Below are 21,749 nucleotides of genomic sequence, written 5' to 3' on the forward strand. Positions count from 1 at the left end.
TTACGGTGGCTCACTCACGCGCCGCCGCTGCCGGGGAGACCCGCCAGAATTCGGCGTACCGGCCGTCCCGGCGCAGCAGTTCCTCGTGATCGCCCTCCTCCATGACGCGGCCGCCGTCCAGGAAGACGATGCGGTCGGCGCGTTGGACCGTCCGCAGCCGGTGCGCCACCATCACCACCGTCCGGCCCGCCATCAGGCGCTCGATGCCCTCGTGCACGGCCGCCTCGTTCACCGGGTCCAGCGCGGAGGTCACCTCGTCCAGTAGCACGATGGGCGCGTTCTTCAGCAGCGCACGCGCGATCGAGACGCGCTGGCGCTCACCGCCCGACAGCAGCGCGCCGCCCTCCCCGACGTTCGTCGCCCAGCCGCCGGGCAGTCGCTCGATCACCTCGTCCAGCTTCGCCGCGGTCGCCGCCGCCCGCACCTCGGCCTCGTCGGCGTCGGGACGGCCGAGACGCACGTTCTCCTCGATCGTGCCGTCGAAGAGATAGACGTCCTGGAAGACGATGGCGATCCGGGACATCAGCACGTCCGTGCTGATCGCGCGCACGTCCACGCCCCCCACGCGCACGGCGCCCGCGTCCACGTCGTAGAACCGCGCGAGCAGGTGCAGCAGGGTGCTCTTGCCCGCACCCGACGGTCCGACGACGGCGAGCCGCTGCCCCTCCGGCACGGACAGCGACACGTCGTCGAACACCGTGCGGTCCCCGTGCCGGAAGCTCACGGACGCGAACTCCAGGCCGTGGCCCACCGGCTGGACCGGTTCGCGGGGCTCCGGCAGCGGCTCGGTGCGCAACACCGTGTCCAGCCTCACCAACTCGGAGCGCGCGCCCCGTAGTTGGCCGCCGATGTCCGACAGCGACAGCAGCGGGTCCGCGCAGCGGGCGGCCAGCACCAGGATCGCCAGCACCTCCGCCGCGCCGATGTCCCCACCGAGCGCGAGGTGGGTGCCCAGGACCAGCAACGCGGTGAACATCGCCTGCACCGCGAGCGTCAGGCCCACCACGCCGGGCAGCGCCGACAGCGTGGCACGGCGGGACGCGCGCCCGACCTCCCGCAGCGAGTCGTCGAGCAACCGGAAGCGTTCGGCGGTCCGGCCGCCGGCGCGCAGCACCGGCTGGGCCTGGAGATACTCGATGACTCGCCCGGCGGCCTCGTGGTCGCGTTCGGCGCGCTCCGCGTCGCCCGCGGCCATCGAGCGCCCCGTCCAGATCTGGATCGCCGCCACGACCGGCACGCCGACCAGCGCGGCCAGCCCCAACTGCCAGTGGAAGGCGAGCATCACGACGACGATCGTCAGGGGCGTCACGGCGGCGGAGATGAACGGTGCCAGCAGATGCGCGATCACGCTCATCGCCCGCAGGACGCCGCGACTGGCCAGGACGGACACCTCACCGACGCGGGCCGCGCTGTACCAGCCGACGGGCAACCGGGCCAGATGATCGCCGAGCCGGTGGTACACCCCGCGCAACAGCGTGGTCCCGGCGCGGAAACCGGACAGATCGCTGATGTAGCGCAGCGCCGCGTAGACCGCGACCGCGACTCCGAACGCGATCAGCCAGGGCCGGGCGTCCTCGGGTGTGCCGCCGAACAGTTCCCGCAGCACCGGAACCAGCAGCGCGTAGGACAGCCCCTCGGCCATCGCGGTCACGGTCATCAGGACCACGGTGCGACGCACCGGCCGGGCGTACTCGTGGCCCAGCACGCGCAGCAGCATGCGAATCATCGGGTCTCGTCTCCTTCCCGTGCGCCACCACGGAGTTCGGTCCCGTCGGCGACCGCCGACCGGTGGGATCGCCAGAACGCGGCGAACGTCCCGTTCCGCGCGAGCAGTTCGGCGTGCCTGCCGCGCTCGACGACCGCCCCGTTCTCCAGCATCACGACGGTGTCGGCGTCGGCGATCGTCTCCAGGCGGTGGGCGATCACCAGAACCGTCCGATCGCCCCCCAGCGTCGCCAGGGTCCGGCGCACCGCCCGTTCGGTCCCCGGGTCGGCGAAGGCGGTCGCCTCGTCGAGCACCAGCACCGGCGTATCCGCGAGCAGGGCGCGCGCGATCGCGATGCGCTGCGCCTCGCCGCCCGAGAGCCCGGCGTCCTCGCCGATCACCGTCTCGTATCCGCGCGGCAGTTCGAGAATGCGGTCATGAATGTGCGCCAGCCGGGCGGCGCACACCACGTCGTCGAGGCCGGCGTGCGGTACCGCCAGCGCGATGTTGTCCGCGACGGACGCGCGCAGCAGGCGAACGTCCTGGAAGACGAACGAGACCAGCCGGTGGAGCTGCCCGCTGCCGAGCTCCCGCAGATCGACACCGCCCAGGGTGACCGACCCGTGGGTCGGGTCGAAGAACCGCGGCAGCAGCCGAACCAGCGTGGACTTGCCGCTTCCCGACGGTCCCACGATCGCGGTGACGGTCCCCGGTTCGAGCACCAGGTCGATTCCGCGCAGCACCTCGTGGTCGTCGTCGTAACCGAAGCGGACGTCGCGCAGTTCCACGCGGTGCCCCCGCGGCGCGACCGGGTGCGCGGGCTCCGGCAACGGCCGCACCGCGAGCACGTCCCGGATCCGGCCCACCGCGCGCCGGGCGGCCTGCATGTCGTCGAAGCCGTGGCCGAGGGCCGCCACCGGGGCGGTCAGGCCCAGTCCGAGCAGCAGGAAGGGCAGCAGGTCGGCCGGGGCCATGGCGCCGTTCGTGATCAGGGTCGTGCCGCCGATCAGCACGACCAGCAGCACGAACGGCGGGGACAGCGCCACCTGCATCCCGGCGGCGATCCCGGACAGACCGCGCACCATCCGGAAGAAGCTGCCGGCGAAGTCGTCCACGGCCGTGCGAAACCTGCGGTGGACGCGCTCGCCTCCGCCGAACGCCTTGACCACCGAGATGCCCTGCACGAACTCGACGACCGAACTCGCGATCCGCCCCATGGCCGCGTCGAACTCCTGCTGCTCGCGCAGCCGGGCCGGGGTCATCATCAGCGGGACCAGCGCCACTGCCAGCGCCACCGGTATCAGGGTGATCAGCGTCAGCCGCCAGTCGATCGTGAACAGGTAGACCAGCGACACCAGCGGCACCACGAACGCGGAGACCAGCTCACCGGGGGTGTGCGCGATGAACGGGTGCACGGCGCTCACGTCCTCGCCCACGACCTTCGCCAGTTCGCCCGTCCGGCGCCGGGAGAACCAGCCGATCGGCACGGCGCCCAGCCGCGCGGCCAGAGCCCGGCGGAACGACAGTTGCACCCGGCTGTCGAGAAGGTGCCCGACTCCGGATGACGCGGCCGTGAACAGCAGCCGGACCAGCAGGCCGGCCGCACCCGCGAGCACGACGAACCAGACGTGATCGTGATCGACCGGCCCGGGCGACAGCAGGGCCCGGCCCAGTTCGACGACCGCCAGCAGCGGCGCGAGACCCGCCACGGCGCCGATCACCTGAAGGATCACCACGGCGGCGAAAGTCCACGCGTGTGGGCGCAACAGCCCCGGGATGCCCGGCTCCGCGTCCCTCGCCCGGGCCGGGTCGATGGTGGTCATCTTCCTGCCGTCCTCACTCGGCCACGGCGCGGCGCAGGGCGGCGCCGAGTTCGGCGATCTGCCGCTGCGAGACCTCGGCGGACAGGATCGCCTGCGACCCGTGGAAGGTGCCGGGCCACTGGTGCAGCTCCACCGACACACCGGCCTGCAACAGCCGCAGCGCGTAGGCGATGTCCTCGTCGCGGTTCGGACAGAACTCCGCGGTGGAGATGTAGGCGGGGGGCAGACCGGACAGATCGCCGGCCCGCGCCGGGGCGGCGTACGGCGTGGCGGGCGCGGAACCCAGGTAGTGCCGCCACGCCGCCGTCACCTTGTCGCGATTCATCCAGGGCGTATCGGTGAAGTTCCGCGCCGACCACGTCTCCTGCCGGTCGTCGAGCCCCGGCTGGTTGAGCAACTGGAAGCGGATCGCCGGCCCTTGCTCGTCACGCGCCCGCAGCGCCAGCCCGGCCGCGAGCCCCGCGCCGGCACTGTGACCGCCGACCGTGATCCGCCCCGGGTCGGTGCCGAGTTCCGCCGCGTGCCCGGCCGCCCAGGTCAGCACGGCGTACGCGTCATCCAGGGCGGCCGGGAACGGGTGCTCGGGCGCCAGGCGGTAGCCCACCGAGATCACCACCGCGCCGGAGGCCGCCGCGAGCCGGGCCGCCCACGGGTGCTCGGTGTCCACGTCACCCATGACGAACCCGCCGCCGTGCAGCCAGATGACGGCGCCCCGCGCCCGGTGCGGGCGATAGACGCGCACCGCCACGTCCGGATCGGCGGGCACCGTGCGGTCCTCGACCTCCATTCCCGAGGTGTCCGGGGGCGGCACCGAGGTGGCCAACGCGGCGAAGTTCTCGCGCTCGCGGATCGGGTCGGTCAGGTCGGCCCGGGGGAACAACGGGATGAATGCTTCGAGTTCGGGATCCATACCGGCCATCCTCACGGCCGTCCACCCCGGGATCATCCGCCGTCCGTCGCGCATCCCGTCCGGATCGCGCACCGATCGGCGCCTTTATCCTTCTGGTGTGGAGGCACTGGCCGTACGGCTGTCGGGACTTGATTCGCTCGTCGAAGGCGCGCTCCGCGTCGTCATGTTCTACGACACGCTGATGCGCCGGCGCGTGGATCTCCCGGCACTGGCCCGCGCCTCGGCGGGCCTGGCCGAGTGCGTGGCCGGGATCCGGCTGCACGGCACGGGCCGGGCGATCCGCGTCTCGCCCGACGGCACCGAGGCGTCCACCCCGCCGGCACCCGCGTCCACCACGACGCCGATCACCCTCGACGACGAGGAGATCGGCACGGTGTGGCTGGAACGCCCCGGCCCGCCCAACTCGCTCGACGAAGTGCTGCTGGACCGGCTCGCCATCGCCGCCGCGGCGGCCGTCGAGCGCTACGGCCCGGCCCGCACCACCATGGCCGACCCCGCCCTCGTCGAACTGGCGATCAGCCCCGACACCGACGAGGCCGCCCGAGCCCGGGCCCTGCGCCTCCTGGGCTTCGCCGCCGACCTCCCGGTCCGCGTCGTCGCCGTGCGCTCCCAGCTCCCACTCGACCGGGTCGGCGGCCTCATCTGCCCGGCCCGCCGGGTCAAGGCGGCACCCCTCGCCGACGTCGGCGTCCTCCTGGCCACCACCGTCGACCCGGACCGGTTCCCACCGGGCGTACGCGCCGGCATCGGCACCGCCACAAGCCCCGACCACTCCTGGCGCGAAGCCCGCACGGCCCTCCGCTTCACCACCCCCCGCGCCCCCGTCATCCGCCACGCCGACCTGGGCGCGCTGGCGCTCCTGGCCGAGATACCGGTGGAAGCCGCACGCGACAACGCGGACGTGGCCGCCATCGTCCGCCTGGCCGACACACCGGACGACCTGGAGACGCTGGACGCCTACTGCGCCACCGGTTCACTGCGCCAGGCCGCCGACCTGCTCCACCTGCACCACAGCAGCGTCTCCCGCCGCCTCGAACAGATCGGAAAGAGGCTCGGCATCGAACTCACCGACCCCACCGGCCTGACCCGGGCCAGAGTCGCGCTCACGACGTGGCGGCTGCTGCACGACTGAGCGCACCCGGGCGGTCGTTGTTCAGTGGTGCCGCGCGGCACACTGTGGCAAAGCCTCCGCCTTCTGACCGGCTGGCCGGTGAAGCGTCCCTTCGGCCGCCGACCGCTGCCCCGCCAGGGAGGCAGCCTCCCCGACATCCGGGCGCCCAAGAAGCGTTCTCCGGTGGGCTCCTCGGGCCCTGCCGGGGGCGGCCCGCGCGGCGTCAGCCGCCCAGCAGATCGCGGAGGCCGTCAAGAGCTGAGGTCCGTGTCGGGGTGCCGCTGAGGCTCCGGGTCAGGACGGGGCGAGGACGCGGAACTCGTGGTCCTCCGGGTCGGCCAGGCACGTCCACGGGACGTCGCCCTGGCCGAGGTCGAGGTCGGTGGCGCCGAGGGCCCGCAGCCGGGCCACCTCCGCCGCCTTGTCGTCACCGGGGCACGGCAGCAGGTCGAGATGGACACGGTCCGGCACGGTCTTCACGTCGGGCGTGCGGAGGAACTCGAGATACGGGCCGACCCCCTTGGCGGAGCGCAGCACCGCCTGGTCGTCGGTCACCTCGTGCAGGGTCCAGTCCAGCGCCTCGTCCCAGAACCGGGCCATGGCCCGCGGATCCGCGCAGTCGACCACCACCGCGGCGATCGGCCCGGTGTCCCGGTAGGTCTCCCGAGGCTCCAGCACACAGAACTCGTTGCCCTCGGGGTCGGCGAGGACCGTCCACGGCACATCGCCCTGGCCCACATGGGCGGGCGTCGCACCGAGCGCCCGGAGGCGCGTGACCAACTCCGCCTGGTGGGCCGCGGAGGTGGTGGCGAGATCGAGGTGCACGCGGTTCTTCGTCGCTGTCTTGCGTTCCGGGACGGCGACGACATCGACGCAGACAGCGACCGGGTCCGGCCAGACCAGGCCGCCGGCGGGTCCGACGCAGGTGGTCACGCCGGATCCCCCGCTGTGCACACTCCAGCCGAGCGCCTCCGCCCAGAACCGGCCCACCGCCGAGTGATCAAGAGCCTTGATGTTCACCTGAACAGGTCGCAGTGCCATGGTGGCCAACTATCCCTGACGGGCACAGTGGACGACGAGCGCGTTGGCGTGTCCGTGGCCGAGGCCGTGCTCGGTCTTCAGCCAGGCGACCAGTTCGGAGTGCCGGGTGAGGGGCGAGGCGCGGATGAGGTCCAGCCAGTGGGTGACGGGGTGGCCGTACTTCTTCTCGATGGAGGGGAAGTAGCTGGCGGGGCCCTTGGCGCGGGTGGTGGGTTCGGTCATGGTGGTCTCTCCTCGTGGCGGGGTGTGGTCAGGCGTGCGCGGCGTCGTCGGGGTACCAGCGGAGTTCGACGGTGTTGCCGTCGGGGTCCCGGACGTAGAGGGAGATCCCGTTGCCGCGGGCGCCGTAGCGGTCGACCGGTCCCTCCAGGACGTCGAAGCGCCCGGAGTCGATGACCTCCTGCCAGTCGAGCGGCTCCACGACGAGGCAGAAGTGGTCGACGTTGGTCTCGCCGCGGCGCCGGGAAACGAGGTCGACGATCGTGTGCGGGGAGACGCGGACGGAGGGGAACGGGACCTCGCCCGCGCGCCACTGCTCGACGCGCACGGGTTCCAGGCCGAGGGTGCCGCAGTAGAACTCCAGGGCCCGCTCGGGATCCACGGTGTTGAGGACGAGGTGGTCGAATCCGGTGACACGCACGGTGGTCGTTCCTTTCGCGTTCGTGGTCTGACGTGATCCACGATCTCCCGGCCGACGGCGCACACCAAGCCACGATCGGTCTAGAATCGTTGAGCTCAGGTAAACGATGTGGGGAGGGCCGGTGCTGGAACGACACGAGATCGAGTCCTTTCTGACCCTCGCCGAGGAGCTGCACTTCGGGCGCACCGCCGAACGGCTCGGGGTCACGACCGGCCGGGTCAGCCACGTGATCAAGAAGCTGGAACGACAGGTGGGCGCCCGGCTGTTCGAGCGCACCAGCCGGGTCGTGCGGTTGACGCCGATCGGCCGGCGGCTCGCCGACGACCTCCGCCCGCACGTGTCCGGCATGGAGGAGGCGTTCCGCCGAGCCGTCCAGGCCGGCCGAGGCGTCACCGGGCAACTGCGCGTGGCGTTCGTCGGCGACGCCACGGCGCCGGTGCTGAGGAAGGCCGTGAGCCTGTTCTCCGAGCGCTACCCCGACTGCGAAGTCCGCGTCAGCGAGGCGCACTTGTCGGGAACGCGCGCCGGCCTGCTCGATGGCTCGATCGACGTCCTCATCGCCTCGTTCCCCTTCGACGGCATGGCCAACGGCCCCACGCTGATGCGGGAGAAACGCATGCTGGCGGTTCCCCTCGGCCACGCGCTCGCCGACGCGGAGTCCGTCTCACTCGAGGTGCTGGCCGACCACCCCGTCGTGCAGTACCCGGCCGTCACCTCCGCCGCGTTCAAGCGCGACCGCACACCCGACCACACCCCGTCGGGCAAACCCGTCCGCAAGGGCCCCACGGGGAACACCTTCTCCGAGATGCTGTCCCTCGTGGCTCTCGGGAGAGGCGTTCTCCCCGTCGGGGAGCTCACCCGGGAGTACTCCCCGCGCCCGGACATCGTCTACGTCCCCATCCACGACGCCCCACCCATCCGCCGGGGACCCGTCTGGCTGGAGGCGAACACGACCGCCCGCGTCCGCGAGTTCGTCCGCGCGGCCGCCGACGCCCACCCCCAGGGGCCGTGACCCGCGCGCGCGAGCCACGGCCCCGACCGGACAGGACCTACCGGCCCCAGAGACGCCAGGTCTGGTTGCGCGGGGTGCTCTGGCCGGCGGGGTTGCAGGTCCACTGGTGGATCGGGGCCCGCACCGCGGTGGAGATCCCGCTGACGTCGACGCACTTGCCGCTGTGGCGGGCGACGAGCTGGTGGTCGTGGGAGTCGCTGCCCGCGTAGGTGACCGGCCGCAGCGTGAACTGCTGGTTCAGGGCCCCGCTGAGGCAGGTCCACTGCTGGACGGCGGCGCCGTCGGCGGTCGAACCTCCGTTGACGTCGAGGCACTTGCCCGTCTGCTCGTTGACGATGGTGTAGGTGTTCGCGACTCCGGCCACCGGGCGGAAGTTCCACAGTTGCTGGTCGCCGCCCTCGCAGGAGTACTGCTGCTGCTGGTTGCCGTCGGCGGTGTTCAGGTCGGTGTTGTCCAGGCACTGCTGGGAGTGCTGGGCGACGGCGACGGACTGGAAGCCGGTGTCGGAGGGCGGCAGCAGGGTGATGGTGAAGGCGTCGTCGGCGTTGGTGTGCGGCAGGTTGACCGTCGTGGCGTTGCCGGACAGGGACACCACGGAGTTCTGAACGGTGATCGGGCCCTGGACCGCGGCGCCGTTGTTGTACGGAATGCGCTGGACGACCACCCGCACCTGGTTGTTCTGCACGATGCCGCTGGTGGCGTCGAGACGCCTCAGGCCGACCGCGATGTTGCCCGTGGTGCCGCCACCGCCGACCAGGATGCTTGCCGACCCGTTCGTCTTGGTGGCGAACGCGTCGTACGACTGGCTGGGGGTGACGGAGGCGATCTGGCCGGTCTGTGAGCCGTAGTAGCGGTAGACCCACCACTCGCCCTTCGGCAGATGCTGCCCCGCGGAGTCTCGGACCAGGAGGTTGGCCAGGTCGTTGTGGAGCTGCCCGCCGCTCGCCCAGTTGGCACGCAGGCCGTCGGCACCCGCCCGTTCCAGGCGCGTGATGTACCAGGCGCCGTCGCCGGGGTTCTGCTCCTCGGGCGAGCCGTACTCGTTGATCTGGTACGGGCGCGGGTGCGGTATGCCGCGCGCGTCGAGACTGGCGTTCGCCGCCGCCACGTTCGCCACCGGGTCACCCGGCAGGGAGTGCCAGCTGAAGATGTCGGGGACCACGTCGTTCGCGCGGACGAAGTCGAGGTACTGCGTCCACCACGAGCTGGTGGTGGACGGGACGCCGGCGATGCTCGGGCCGACGATCAGGTGGGAGGGGAACGCCTGCCGGATGCGCTGGTGGGTGCGCCGCCACAGCTCGAAGTACTGGGACTGGGGGCGGTTCCAGAACAGTGAGAGGTTGGGCTCGTTCCACAGGTCCCACTGCACCGGAACGCCGGTCGCCCGCACGTCGTTGATCAGCCGGGTGAGGAAGTTGTCGTAGTCGGTCCAGTCGCCGTTGTCGCCGGGGAAGCGGGAGATCGGGTAGCCGTCGGCGCCCCACAGGTCGTGGACCAGGAGGACGAACTCGCCGCCCAGATCGCGGGTGCGCAGCAACTGGGCGCGGGTCGCGTTCCAGCGGCGGTCGTAACGGCCCGACACCCAGCCGCCGGGGCTGTCGAGTTGTGCGCCACCGGCGCGCATGGACTGGAAGTTCACGTCCTCGAAGAAGTGGTCGGCGGGGCCCGACGCGTCTTCCGTCATGCCGTAGATCCAGCCGGAGGCCCGGTGGGTCGGGGAGCCCCCGGCGACGGAGAAGTCGACGGCGATGGACTCGTCCGCGGCCTGGGCCGGGGTGGCGAGCGTGACGAGGGAGGTGACGACGAGGGTGCAGGTGGCGAGGAGCGCGGTGAGGCCGAGGCGGCGTTTGCGCCGCCTGCTGGGGGTGAGGTTCACGCAGGTCTCCTTGGCTGAGGGAGAACGGGGGTTCCGGGGGCGTGCCACGGCGTTCCCGCGGAAGTGACGGGCCGTCGGGCCGTTGCTCCGGGGGCTCAGGGGAGGCTGTCGCGCACGCGTCGTCCGGCATCGCGGGAGCGCGCAAGGAGAGTTCGCCTGTCCATGAGACTCCGGAACGGGTCGGGGAAGGCTGTCGAACCGGTTCGCCTCGCGGCCGTGGACGTCCTCGGTGAACCGGTTCGACGGGGAACGTAGCACCGGCGTTCTCGGGGGTTCAATACGTGTGCACGGGCTTCCCGGCGGGCGTCGACGGTCGCGGCGGCGGCGACCGCACGAGTTCGCTCCTTCGTATTGAATCGCCGCATACCCGGTGCTAGCTTGCGCGAACCGGTTCGACAAGGGAGTGGACAGTGGTGACGATCGGCGATGTGGCGCGCGCCGCGGGGGTGTCCCGCAGCACCGTCTCCTACGCCCTCTCCGGCAAGCGCTCGATATCCGACGAGACGCGGCAGCGCATCCAAGAGGCCATCACCCGGCTGGGGTTCACCCCGCACGCCGGCGCACAGGCCCTGGCCACCGCGCAGACCAAGGTGATCGGCCTCATGCTCAGATTCCACGACGACGAGTTCGCGCCGGCCATGCTCCAGTACGTGCTCCCGCTCTCCGACACCGCGCGGGAGATGGGCTATGACGTCCTGATGGTCACGGACGCCGACGGCGCCGAGGCCCTGCGCCGCATCACCAAGTCCGGCAAGGTCGACGGCCTGATCCTCCTCGACGTCGCGCACAACGACCCGCGCCTGGAGCCGCTGCGGGCGGCGGGGAAGCCGGGCGTGCTCGTCGGCCTGCCGCAGGACACCGACGGGCTGGACATCCTCGACCTGGACTTCGCCGCCGCCGCTCGCATGCTGGTCGACCACCTGCAGGGACTCGGGCACCGCGAGATCATCCTGGTCACGCCGCCGCTGGAGGTGTTCAAGCGCGGGATCTCCTACAGTTGGCGATTCCGCGACGCGGCGATCGAGCGAGCGCGCGAACTCGGGCTCGTGCTCCACGCCCACTACGGGGAGTCCCGGCAGCCGGCCGTGGGGGAGACGCTCAACGCCGTGCTCGACGAGCACACGTCGGCGACCGCGATGATCGTCCACAACGACGGATCCGTCGCGGCGCTGCCCATGGTGCTCCACGAGCGCGGCGTGCGGGTGCCCGAGGACCTCTCCGTCACCAGCCTGTACTCCCAGGAGTTCGGCCGCACGTTCTCCCTGCCCTACACGGCGGTGGAGACCTCCCCGCGCGAACTGGGCCGGCTGGCCGTGCGCCAGTTGGTCGACCGCATCCGGGACGGTGACGGGCCGGGCCCCCACCGGGTCCGCTTCCTGCCCCCCACGCTCACCGACCGGGGCAGCACCACCTGACCCCGGCGCGCACCGGTCACAGCAGCCGCACACGCGCACTGATCGAACCGGTTCGACGATCATCTCGAACCGAGCACGCCCGAAAGGAACGCAGCGATGAGAAGCAGGACTTCACGCTCGGCATCGGCCGCCCTGGCCGCCGTTGGACTTCTGGCCGGAGCCACCGCCTGCTCGGGCGGCGGCTCCGGCGACGGCGCCGACGGCGACCGTTATGTGTTCTGGGACCCCTACCCGCAGTTCGACGACGACTCGGACTGGGTCCAACTGGTCGAGCGGTGCGGCGAGGAAGCCGGAGTCACCGTCGACCGCTCGGCGTTCGACACCTCCGACCTCACCAACCGGGCGCTGCTGGCGGCACAGCAGGGCGACACCCCCGACATCATCGTGCTGGACAACCCGGTGGTCTCCACACTGGCCGAGGCCGGCGTTCTCACACCGGCGGGCGACCTCGGGCTGGACGTCTCCGGCATATCGGAGAACCTCCTGGCGGCCGGGCAGCTCGAGGGCGAGACCTATGGCGTGCCGATCGGCGCGAACACCCTGGCGCTGTACTACAACGCGGAGGTACTCGCCGCCGCGGGCGTGGACCCGGCCTCGGTCACCGACTGGGAGAGCCTGAACGCCGCGCTGGAGGCGGTGACCGCGGCGGGGGGCAAGGGCATCACGTTCTCCGCGATCGGCACCGAGGAGGGCTCGTTCCAGTTCCTGCCCTGGTTCTGGGGCGCGGACGCGGATCTGCGCGAGCTCAATTCCCCCGAAGCGGTGGCCGCCGTCAGCCAGTGGAAGGACTGGCTCGACGCCGGCTGGGCGCCCAACTCGGTGATCAACAACACCCAGACGACGAGCTGGCAGGAATTCGAGACCGGGGAGTACGCCTTCGCCGTCAACGGCACCTGGCAGTTGGCCAACGCGGACGCCTCGGGGATCGACTACGGCGTCATCCCGATCCCGGCGGCGTCGGGCGGGGCCGCCGCGGCCCCCACGGGCGGCGAGTTCGTGACCGCTCCGGTGCAGTCCGACACCGGCCGGTACGAGGCGACCGTGGCGATCACCGAATGCCTCACCAGTGGCGAGAACCTGCTCACCACCGACACCACCCTCTCCTACGTCGCGCCCACCGAGGCCCTGCAGGACCAGCAGGTCGCCGAGAACGAGGCGCTGGCGCCCTGGGTCGAGGCGGTCCGTTCGGCACGCGGCCGCACCAGCGACGACCTGGGCACCGACTACCCGGTCATCTCCGAGCAGTTGTGGACGGCCGTGGGGAACGTCCTCTCCGGCGCCCAGAGTCCGCAGGACGCGCTGGACACCGCTCAGGAAGCCGCCGCGGCCGACACGGCCGACTGATATCGCCGGTGCGGGGCGGCGAGCCCGGCACAGCATCCCAACGAAGGAAGCCCGATGACGGCCATACGCACCCACGGCCGGCCCTCCGCGGCACCGCGGCAGGGTGGACCGACACGACCTCTCCGGCGAACCGGCGGAACGAGCGGACGCCGGCCGCGGCCCCAGCCGATCGCCTGGCTGTTCCTCGCCCCCCTGCTGGTCTACCTGATCGCGTTCTACGCCTACCCGCTCGTCCGCAACGTCGAGCTGAGCCTGAAGGACTACACCCTGCGGTCCTTCGTCCAGGGCGACGCGCCCTTCACGGGCCTGGACAACTACCGGGAGATCCTGGACGACCCGGCCTTCCTCCCGGCCGCGCGCAACACCCTGACGTTCACCTTCGTCTCGATCCTCTTCCAGTACGGCATCGGGCTCGCGCTGGCGGTCTTCTTCCACCAGAACTTCCGTCTCTCCGCGACCTTGCGCGCGCTGTTCCTCGTTCCCTGGCTGCTGCCGCTCATCGTGTCGGCCTCGACCTGGTCGTGGATGCTCAACAGCGAGACGGGGGTGGTGAATTCGGCGCTCGGAGCCTTCGGCCTGCCCCCGGTGAACTGGCTGACCTCGCCCGACTGGTCGCTCGCCGCCGTCATCATCGCCAACATCTGGATCGGCATCCCCTTCAACCTGGTGATCCTCTACAGCGGCTTGCAGAACATCCCGCGCGATCTGTACGAGGCCGCCGCCCTGGACGGGGCAGGTGGCTGGCAGCAGTTCCGGCGCATCACCTTCCCGCTGCTCCGCCCCGTGTCGGCCATCACCGTCCTGCTGGGACTGGTCTACACACTGAAGGTGTTCGACATCATCTGGATCATGACGCGCGGTGGCCCGGGCGACTCCTCGACCACCCTGTCGACCTGGTCCTACGATCTCGGATTCGGCTCCCTGACACCGCACTTCGGGCCGGGCGCCGCCGTGGGCAACCTGCTCATCCTGCTCGCCCTGGTCTTCGGCCTGGTCTACATCCGCGTGCAGAGGAGGCAGGCGGCATGACGCGACGACGAGCACCGTGGAAGACGATGGCCGGCCTGGCGCTGACCGCCGTCATGCTGTTCCCGCTCTACTGGATGGTCAACGTCTCGCTGACCCGCTCGGGGAACATGCGCAAGGATCCGCCGGACTGGTTCCCCCTGGACCCGACCTTCACCGGATACCGGGCGGTCCTGGAGGACCAACTGCCCCATCTCCGGACGAGTTTCCTCATCGGACTCGGCACCGTGGCGCTGACCCTCGCCATCGCCGCGCCGGCCGGCTACGCGCTGGCCAAGCTCCGCCCGCGCGGCAGCGGCCCGGTCGGACTCGTCCTGCTCATCGCCCAGATGATCCCCGGCATCATCATGGCGATGGGCTTCTACGCCATCTTCCTGAACCTGGACATCCTCAACCAGTGGTGGGGCCTGATCATCGCCGACTCGACGCTGGCCGTCCCGTTCGGCGTGCTGATCCTGACCGCCTTCATGTCCGGCATCCCCGACGAGCTGATGGCCGCCGCACGGATCGACGGCGCCGGCGCCTGGCGGACCTTCCGCTCCATCGTGCTGCCCGTCAGCCGGAACGCGGTCGTCACCGTCTCCCTCTTCGCGTTCCTGTGGGCCTGGTCGGACTTCATCTTCGCCAGCACCCTCAACGGTCAGGGCGACACCCAGCCGATCACCATCGGCATCTACCGCTACATCGGCAACAACAACCAGGAGTGGAACTCCATCATGGCCACCGCGGTCGTCGCGTCCGTTCCGGCAGCCGTCCTGCTGGTGCTCGCCCAGCGCTACGTCGCCGCGGGCGTCACGGCCGGGGCCGTGAAGGACTGAGCGGACGGGCCGGGCCATCGCGGCCCGACCGCCGCCTCCCCTGTTTCCGGGTTCGACGGGCGGTATGCCGCACGCCGGCAGCACCGACCTCCACCAGTTTCGTGGCCTCGCGGATTCGCCGCCGCCGCTCAACGTTGGGAGTTCTCTTCCGTGACCGTGTTCCAAACTGCCTCAGGCCGTCTCATCTGGCGGGGAGACGGCGAGACGCTCGTCGTCGAGCCCTGGGGGCGGCACAGCCTGCGCGTGCGCGCCACACGCGCGGCCGACGTGGCCGACACCGATTTCGCCCTGCTCCCGCGGCCGCCCGCCGATGCCGAGATCGTGACGGAAGGGAACGTCGCCCGGCTGACCAACGGCAACATCACCGCCGTCCTGACGGCCGAGGAGTTCTACGACGCGCAGGCCGGATACGACGTGTCCCGGTGCTCACTGGCCTTCCACGACCGCCATGGCGACGTGCTGCTCAGGGAGCTCGGCTCCGGCGGCTCGTTGAAGCTGAAGGCCCGTGCCCACCGGGCGATCACCGGTGGGCCGCACCACCTCACCGCGAGCTTCGAGGCACGCCCGGACGAGAAGCTCTACGGCATGGGGCAGTACCAGCAGGACATGCTCAACCTCAAGGGCTGCACGCTGGAACTGGCACACCGGAACTCCCAGGTGTCGGTCCCGTTCGTCCTCTCCAGCGCCGGATACGGCTTCCTGTGGCACAACCCCGCCATCGGCCGCGCCACCTTCGGCACCAACCGCACGGAATGGGTGGCCGAGAGCACCCGGCAGCTCGACTACTGGATCACCGCCGGTGACACCCCGGCGGAGATCACCGCCGCCTACGCCGAGGCCACGGGGCACGTTCCGATGATGCCGGAGTACGGCCTGGGGCTGTGGCAGAGCAAGCTGCGCTACTGGAACCAGGAACAGCTCCTTGAGGTGGCGCGGGAGTACCACCGCCGCGGCCTGCCCCTGGACGTCCTGGTCGCGGACTTCTTCCACTGGCCGAAGATGGGCGACTTCCGGTTCGAGGACGAGTTCTGGCCGGACCCCGACGCGATGGTGGCCGAGCTGCGGGAACTCGGGATCGAGCTGATGGTCTCGGTCTGGCCGCAGGTCTCGGTGGAGTCGGAAAACTTCCGGGAATTCCGGAGGCACAACCTGCTGGTCGGCGCCGAGCGGGGGCCCGACGTCCAGATGAGCTTCCAGGGCCCCAGCATGTTCCTCGATGTCACCAACCCCGCCGCCCGCGAGGCCCTGTGGGAGCTGTGCCGCCGCAACTACCACAGCAAGGGCATCCGCGTCTTCTGGCTGGACGAGGCCGAACCGGAGTACGGCGTCTACGACTTCGACAACTACCGCTATCACCTCGGCCCGGCTCTGGAGGTCGGCAACCTCTATCCGCAGGCGTTCTCACGCGCGTTGTCCGAGGGCCAGCGCGCCGCCGGGCAGGAGGACGTCGTCAACCTCGTGCGCTGCGCCTGGGCGGGCAGCCAGCGCTATGGCGCGCTGGTGTGGTCCGGCGACATCCACTGCGATTTCGACACCATGCGCAAGCAGATCACCGCCGGCGTCAACATGGGCATCGCCGGCATCCCCTGGTTCACCACCGACATCGGGGGCTTCCACGGGGGAGACATCACGGATCCCGGCTTCCATGAACTCCTCATCCGCTGGTTCCAGTTCGGCACCTTCTGCCCCGTCATGCGGATGCACGGCGACCGGCAACCCACCGCACCGGTCCGGGCGGCGGACGGCACCCCACGGTGTCCCACCGGCGCGGACAACGAGCTGTGGGCCTTCGGCGAGGACGTGTACGACGTCCTCACGCGGTATCTGCGGCTGCGGGAAGCGCTTCGCCCGTACACCCGCCGGCTCATGTCCGAGGCCCACCGCGACGGCCAGCCGGTGATGCGCGCGATGTTCCACGAGTTCCCCGACGACCCCGCCTGCTGGGACCTCGCGGACCAGTACATGTTCGGCGGCGACCTGCTGGTGGCGCCGGTGACCTCGGCCGGCGCCGACTCCCGGGAGGTCTACCTCCCCCAGGGCGCCACCTGGACCGACCTGGGCACCGGCACCCGGCACAAGGGCGGCCGGTACATACGGGCGGCGGCGCCGCTGGAGGTCATCCCGGTCTTCGCCCGTGACGACGCCCTGGCCCACCTCGTCGGCCTCGTCTGACCGGTGAGCGGTGTGGCCCGCCAACACCGGGCCACACCACGCGGAGCCCCGCGGGCCCCGCGCGACCCTCTCCGGCGCGTCGGCCCGGAACGACATCCGAACCGGACACCGTGGTGAACTGTCCCTTTTCATTTCCCCGCCGCTCCGCGAGGGACCAGTGTGACCAGCGCCGCGATGGTCGGGTGCCGGTAGAGATCTCGTACGGAGAACGCCGGCAGTCCCGCCGCCCGCAGCGCGGCGGACACGCGGGCGGCGAGCAGTGAGTTCCCGCCGAGTTCGAAGAAATCGTCCTCTGGCGTGACGGCGGTTTCGAACAGTGACGACCAGATCCGCACCATCACCGCGGCAGCGTCCGTGGGTTGTTCCTCGCCGGGCCGGCTCCCGGGACGGTCACCGAGCCCGGGTGGGTGTTCCCGGGCGGCGCTCACCGGGGCCGGCAGCCCGGCGATGTCCACCTTGCCGTTGGGCGTCATCGGCAGCTCGTCCAGCCGCGTCACCGTGCTCGGCACCATGTGGTCCGGCAGCTTTCGGGCGACCAGGCCCCGGATCTCGGCGGTCGTGTACCCACCGCCGGTGACGTAGGCGTCCAGCCTGGCCAGGGCGGGATCGCCGCCGGGGCCCGCGGCGAGCACCACGACGGCGGCGGAGATGCCCGGGATCTCCTGGAGAACCGACCGGATCTCGTCCAGCTCGATGCGGAATCCGCGCAACTGCACCTGGTTGTCGAGCCGGCCCAGGTGCTGGAGGCGGCCGTCTGGCAGCAGCCGTCCGCTGTCCCCGCTCCGGTAGAGGACTTCTTGGCCGAAGGCGTCCGGCACGAAACGTTCGGCGGTCAGCTCGTCGCGGTTGAGATAGCCGTCGGCCACGCCCGCGCCCGCGACGCAGATCTCCCCACGGGCGCCGAAGGGCAGCGGACGCCCCCGTTCGTCCCTGACGGACACCGCCCAGCCCGGCAGCGCCGCGCCGACGGAGCGTGACCGCCGGGCGATCTCCGCCGGCGTGATGGTCTGCGCCGTGACGTGCACGGTCGTCTCCGTGATTCCGTACATGTTGACCAGTCGGCAGCGGGAGTAGCGGTGCCGGTCGAGCCAGTCGCCGAGGCCCGCCACGACAAGTGGCTCGCCGCCGAAGACCACCAGTCGCACGGCCAGCTCGCCCTGCTCACCGCCGGCCTCGGCATCGGCCGCGTCCAGTTGCGCGAAGGCCGACGGCGTCTGGCTGAGCACCGTCACACGGTGGGAGACCAGGAGTGCGCGAAACTCCTCCGGAGACCGCGACACCCAGTGGGGCACGCACACCAGGTGACCGCCGGTCAGCAGGCAGCCCCAGATCTCCCACACGGAGAAGTCGAACGCTCCGGAGTGGAACTGTGTCCACACATCGGTGGGTGCGAGGTTCATCTCCGGCGCCGTCGCCGCCAGCAGGGCGAGGACGTTCCGGTGCGGAATCAGCACGCCCTTGGGACGTCCCGTCGAACCCGAGGTGTAGATCACATAGGCGGTGTCCCCGGGCCTGGCCGCCGTCCCGACGATGTCCGGCCCGGCGCCGGTGGCCGGCGCCAGCTCGGACGGCGAGACGACTGGTGCCCCGACCAGGGCGGGAAACTCCGCGAGATCGGTGATCACCGCGATCACTCCGGCGTCGGTGGCCGTGAAGGCCAGCCGGTCCGCGGGGGCCCGGACGTCCATCGGCACATACGCCGCGCCGGTACGCAGCACCGCGAGCAGGACGGTGACGAGGTCGATCCCACGGTCGAGGCAGACCCCGACGCGCGCTCCCGGTCGCGCCCCCAGCGACGCCAGGCCCGCCGCCAGGCGCTCCGAGCGCAGGTACAGGTCCCGGTACGTCAGCCGCACGCCGTTCTCCGAGCACGCCGAGGCGTGCGGCTGCCGGCGAGCGATGGTTTCGAAGGCCTCGTGGATGTTCGGGTACGCGGTGAACGTGTCGGCCTCGGCCGCGGGTCGGGGGGTGCGTCCCGCTGCCAGGACCAGTGCCGTCCGGTCGTCCGTCATCAATTCCAGGTCGGCGACGGCCATGGAGTCGGGCCGCTCGAGCATCTGCCGCGCGACGCGGCTCACGCAGCGGGCGAACTCGGCGGCGATCGCCGGGGAAAGGAACGCCTCGTCGTAGTGGCAGCGGGCCACGGAGCCGCCGTCCGGCCGGATCTCCCAGCACAGGGTCATGCGGAACACGGGGGCCATGGCCGGCTGATAGCGAACGCCGGGCGCCCGGCGGGCGAAGACCACCCCCAGCGACGGCAGCGCGGCAGCCTCGGGCGGCTCATTCGCAAGCTGCGTCGCCACCGCCTTCCGCACGACCGCGATGGTGTGGTCCCCGGCGATGTCCGGAGCCACGACGCCCAGCGTCTCCCGGTCGCAGTCCACCAGTCCGATCGGCGCCGTCTCGCCCATCTGATAGCGGTGATGGACCACGGCGACGGCCGCCACGAGCAGGACGGGATCCGGGGCCATTCCGTCGAGCCCCGGCAGTACCACCTGGCCGTACCGGCCGGCGCTCGCGAGGCCCGGGAGCCCGAACGCCAGCGCCGGCTCCGCGCTGTCCGGGGGCACCGGTCCGCCGGCCGCGACCGCGGGAGGCGGTGCGGGCGTCGGCATCCCGCCCGGCTCCGCGCCGGTCAGGGCGCGGGCCATCCGGATCATGGCGGAGCGTTCGAGCCTGGCCCGGTGCGCGACCAGCAGGAGATCGGCCGTGCCGTCCGCATACCGCAGGACCACCACCCGGGCGGCCGGCCCGTCGGCCGGCAGCGCCCGGCGCAGTTCTCTTGCACGGCGCGCCCGGGCCCGGGGATGACCACGTGGCACGTCCAGCCGCTCTTCCCAGGTGGCGGTGTCCGCCAGGCGCTGGAGTTCCCCGCCGCCCGGTATCCCGGTGGCCAGGCTGTGGCTCGCCCGCTCCGGCCGCTTCAGGAACTCCGGTCGGGCGAAGAACTGTTGTGTCTTCATGCGTGTGCTCCCGCAGCATGTCGAAGGAGGCTCAGCGCGCGGTGAACCCGCCGTCAACGGTCAGGACTGTTCCCGTCACGTTCGGCGCGTCGTCGCTGGCGAACCAGAGCGCCGTGGCCGCCACGTCCCAGGGGTCGACGAGCCTGTTGGTGGGCTGTGCCGGGACGAACGTCTCCTCGTGGTCGGCCACCGGCAGCCGCAGCGATCGGGCGATCTCCGAGAGCATCCGTCCGCCGAGGTCGGGGTCGTCGTGGACCGATCCCGGGCAGATGGCGTTCACCCGGACCCGGTGGGGGGCGTAGTCGAGCGCGGCGGCCTTGGTCAGGCCGATGACTCCGTGCTTGGCGGCGACGTAGCCGGCGAAGTGTCGGTATCCCACGAGTCCGGCCGTGGAGGAGATGTTGACGATGCTGCCGCCGCGCCGACCGAGCATGCCGGGCGCGATCGCCTTCATGACGTGCCAGGCTCCGGAGAGGTTGATGTCCAGCATCACCGACCATTCGTCCTGCGTGATCCGTTCCACCGGGCTTCCCGAGGGCGCGACGATCCCGGCGTTGTTGATCAGTACGTCCACGCGGCCGAACCGGTCGAGCGCCTGGCGTGCCATGGCGTCCACGGCGCTCTGGTCGCGCACGTCGCCGGCGATGGGGAGCACGCCGGCTCCCTGCTTCCGGCAGCGCCGGGCGGTCTCGGCCAGCTCCTCGCCGGTGCCCAGGGGATAGGGCACCGCGGTCAGGTCGTCGGCGATGTCGAACAGCACCAGGTCCGCGCCCTCCTCGGCGCAGCGGATGGCGCAGGCACGGCCGATGCCGCGCGCGGCGCCGGTCACCACGACCGTCTTGTCGAGCAAACGCATGGAGGCCGTCCCTACCGTCCGCCCGTGCCGGCCCGGGCTCCGGTGGCGGCGACCAGTTCCAGAACGCCGCGGCCGGAGTCGGTGAGGTACATGTGCCCGCCGGGGAGTTCGACGCGGCGGAAGTCCGTGGCCGTGGCCGCCGACCAGCCGGACAGCTCCTCGGCGCCGACGAGTTCGTCGGTGATCCCGCGCAGGGCCGTGATGTCGACGGCGATCGGCGCGGCGTCGCGCGGCCGGTACTGCTCGTGCATCTCCACGTCGGCCCGCAGCGCCGGCAGGATCAGCTCGCGCAGTTCCGGATTGTTCAACGCGTCGTGCCGGTAACCCGCGAGGGATTCCACCCGTTTCAGGAACTCGTCGTCCGCCAGGCCGGTCGCGCGTTCCGCCCGGTTTTCCCAGGGAGACGGAGACCCGCTGACGAAGAGCCCGGCCACGGGCTGCCCTCTCTCGACCAGGCGTCGCGTCAGCTCGTAGGCCAGCACGGCCCCGAGACTGTGTCCGAAGACGGCGACGGGTCCGTGCCCGTCCCGAGCCACCCGCAACGCCTCCGGCAGCAGCGCGTCGGCGGCCTGGTGCACGTCGCGAAAGGGCTCCTCGTCGACGCGCTGCTCGCGCCCGGCGAGTTGCAGCGGGTGGATGCTCACGTTCGGGACGCCGAGCTTGCGCCAGGGCCAGAAGAAACTCGCCGCCGCGCCCGCGAAGGGCAGGCAAATCAGCTTTACCGGCATGGTCGCCTCTCTGTGGGAGCGATGCTTTCGATCAGCTACCTGCTGAGGAGTTGTGTGATTCGCGAGGAAACGTGCTTCAGCGCTTGGGCGTTCGGTGGGCCATCGTAGCGGAGGAACTCTCGATGACGCCTGGGTGAGGGTGAAATCGGCTTTCTGCGGCGCGGGATGGTGAGGACAGTCCGAGGACCGAATGAGGACGGCATGGGCGATGGTCGGGGCCGGTTTTCGGGTGCCGGTGGCTCGGGAGGCTGATCGGTGTGTCGGATGCGGGTGGTGCGGTGAGCACTGGCCAGGTGCCAGCCACGAGAG

The 21,749-nt window shown here is 71.2% G+C and carries 17 protein-coding genes; 7 read left to right on the top strand and 10 right to left on the bottom strand.

The genetic code is table 11. The annotated features are described in order from the left end of the window. Positions 1-10: 10 nt before the first annotated feature. Genes RM590_RS14965 through RM590_RS14975 form a run of 3 tightly spaced genes read right to left on the bottom strand, consistent with a single transcriptional unit; the run spans position 11 to position 4,438 of the window. Positions 11-1,726, bottom strand: a complete 1,716-nt coding sequence (locus RM590_RS14965) for an ABC transporter ATP-binding protein (protein ID WP_311705027.1) — start codon at positions 1,724-1,726, stop codon at positions 11-13. Next, on the bottom strand, positions 1,723-3,528 hold the full coding sequence (locus RM590_RS14970; protein WP_311705028.1) for an ABC transporter ATP-binding protein: 1,806 nt from the start codon (positions 3,526-3,528) through the stop codon (positions 1,723-1,725). The genes RM590_RS14965 and RM590_RS14970 overlap by 4 nt, the downstream gene beginning before the upstream one ends. A 13-nt stretch (positions 3,529-3,541) precedes the next feature. Further along, on the bottom strand, positions 3,542-4,438 hold the full coding sequence (locus RM590_RS14975; RefSeq protein ID WP_311705029.1) for an alpha/beta hydrolase: 897 nt from the start codon (positions 4,436-4,438) through the stop codon (positions 3,542-3,544). Positions 4,439-4,535: 97 nt separating this feature from the next. Between RM590_RS14975 and RM590_RS14980 the strand changes: the two genes are divergently transcribed. Beyond that, positions 4,536-5,570, top strand: coding sequence for a helix-turn-helix domain-containing protein (locus tag RM590_RS14980; protein ID WP_311705030.1), 1,035 nt, complete (start codon positions 4,536-4,538; stop codon positions 5,568-5,570). 273 nt (positions 5,571-5,843) lie between these two features. Here the strand turns inward: RM590_RS14980 and RM590_RS14985 are convergent, their stop codons facing one another. The 3 genes from RM590_RS14985 to RM590_RS14995 are packed head-to-tail and all read right to left on the bottom strand — an operon-like array spanning position 5,844 to position 7,230. Then, a complete protein-coding gene (locus RM590_RS14985) occupies positions 5,844-6,590 on the bottom strand; it encodes a VOC family protein (RefSeq protein WP_311705031.1) in 747 nt (248 codons plus the stop codon). Between the two features lie 9 nt (positions 6,591-6,599). Next, a complete protein-coding gene (locus RM590_RS14990) occupies positions 6,600-6,812 on the bottom strand; it encodes a DUF4287 domain-containing protein (RefSeq protein WP_311705032.1) in 213 nt (70 codons plus the stop codon). Positions 6,813-6,840: 28 nt separating this feature from the next. Next, complete coding sequence (locus RM590_RS14995) at positions 6,841-7,230, bottom strand: VOC family protein (protein WP_311705033.1); 390 nt, start codon at positions 7,228-7,230, stop codon at positions 6,841-6,843. 121 nt (positions 7,231-7,351) lie between these two features. Here RM590_RS14995 and RM590_RS15000 point away from each other — a divergent pair, with 121 nt between their 5' ends. Next, positions 7,352-8,242, top strand: coding sequence for a LysR family transcriptional regulator (locus RM590_RS15000; protein ID WP_311705034.1), 891 nt, complete (start codon positions 7,352-7,354; stop codon positions 8,240-8,242). Positions 8,243-8,279: 37 nt separating this feature from the next. Here the strand turns inward: RM590_RS15000 and RM590_RS15005 are convergent, their stop codons facing one another. Then, on the bottom strand, positions 8,280-10,118 hold the full coding sequence (locus RM590_RS15005; protein WP_311705035.1) for an RICIN domain-containing protein: 1,839 nt from the start codon (positions 10,116-10,118) through the stop codon (positions 8,280-8,282). Between the two features lie 413 nt (positions 10,119-10,531). On the opposite strand from RM590_RS15005, the gene RM590_RS15010 reads away from it, so the two are divergent. The 5 genes from RM590_RS15010 to RM590_RS15030 all read left to right on the top strand — a co-directional run bounded on the left by RM590_RS15010 (position 10,532) and on the right by RM590_RS15030 (position 16,893). After that, positions 10,532-11,533, top strand: a complete 1,002-nt coding sequence (locus tag RM590_RS15010; RefSeq protein ID WP_311705036.1) for a LacI family DNA-binding transcriptional regulator — start codon at positions 10,532-10,534, stop codon at positions 11,531-11,533. 96 nt (positions 11,534-11,629) lie between these two features. Further along, complete coding sequence (locus RM590_RS15015) at positions 11,630-12,877, top strand: sugar ABC transporter substrate-binding protein (RefSeq protein ID WP_311705037.1); 1,248 nt, start codon at positions 11,630-11,632, stop codon at positions 12,875-12,877. A gap of 54 nt (positions 12,878-12,931) precedes the next feature. Then, on the top strand, positions 12,932-13,906 hold the full coding sequence (locus RM590_RS15020; protein ID WP_311705038.1) for a carbohydrate ABC transporter permease: 975 nt from the start codon (positions 12,932-12,934) through the stop codon (positions 13,904-13,906). Next, complete coding sequence (locus tag RM590_RS15025; RefSeq protein WP_311705039.1) at positions 13,903-14,721, top strand: carbohydrate ABC transporter permease; 819 nt, start codon at positions 13,903-13,905, stop codon at positions 14,719-14,721. The genes RM590_RS15020 and RM590_RS15025 overlap by 4 nt, the downstream gene beginning before the upstream one ends. Before the next feature lie 150 nt (positions 14,722-14,871). Beyond that, positions 14,872-16,893, top strand: a complete 2,022-nt coding sequence (locus tag RM590_RS15030) for a glycoside hydrolase family 31 protein (protein ID WP_311705040.1) — start codon at positions 14,872-14,874, stop codon at positions 16,891-16,893. A gap of 128 nt (positions 16,894-17,021) precedes the next feature. On the opposite strand, the gene RM590_RS15035 is transcribed toward RM590_RS15030, so the two are convergent. From RM590_RS15035 to RM590_RS15045, 3 genes are read right to left on the bottom strand one after another with little or no spacing between them, the layout of a single operon-like run. Further along, on the bottom strand, positions 17,022-19,856 hold the full coding sequence (locus RM590_RS15035; protein ID WP_311705041.1) for a non-ribosomal peptide synthetase: 2,835 nt from the start codon (positions 19,854-19,856) through the stop codon (positions 17,022-17,024). A 31-nt stretch (positions 19,857-19,887) separates the two neighbouring features. Continuing rightward, the gene (locus RM590_RS15040) at positions 19,888-20,712 is read right to left on the bottom strand and encodes an SDR family oxidoreductase (protein WP_311705042.1); all 825 of its coding nucleotides are present in this window, start codon (positions 20,710-20,712) and stop codon (positions 19,888-19,890) included. Between the two features lie 11 nt (positions 20,713-20,723). Continuing rightward, complete coding sequence (locus tag RM590_RS15045) at positions 20,724-21,440, bottom strand: thioesterase II family protein (RefSeq protein WP_311705043.1); 717 nt, start codon at positions 21,438-21,440, stop codon at positions 20,724-20,726. Positions 21,441-21,749 lie beyond the last annotated feature (309 nt).

Source organism: Streptomyces litchfieldiae, assembly GCF_031845365.1.
In the GTDB taxonomy this organism is placed as follows: Bacteria; Actinomycetota; Actinomycetes; order Streptomycetales; family Streptomycetaceae; genus Streptomyces; species Streptomyces litchfieldiae.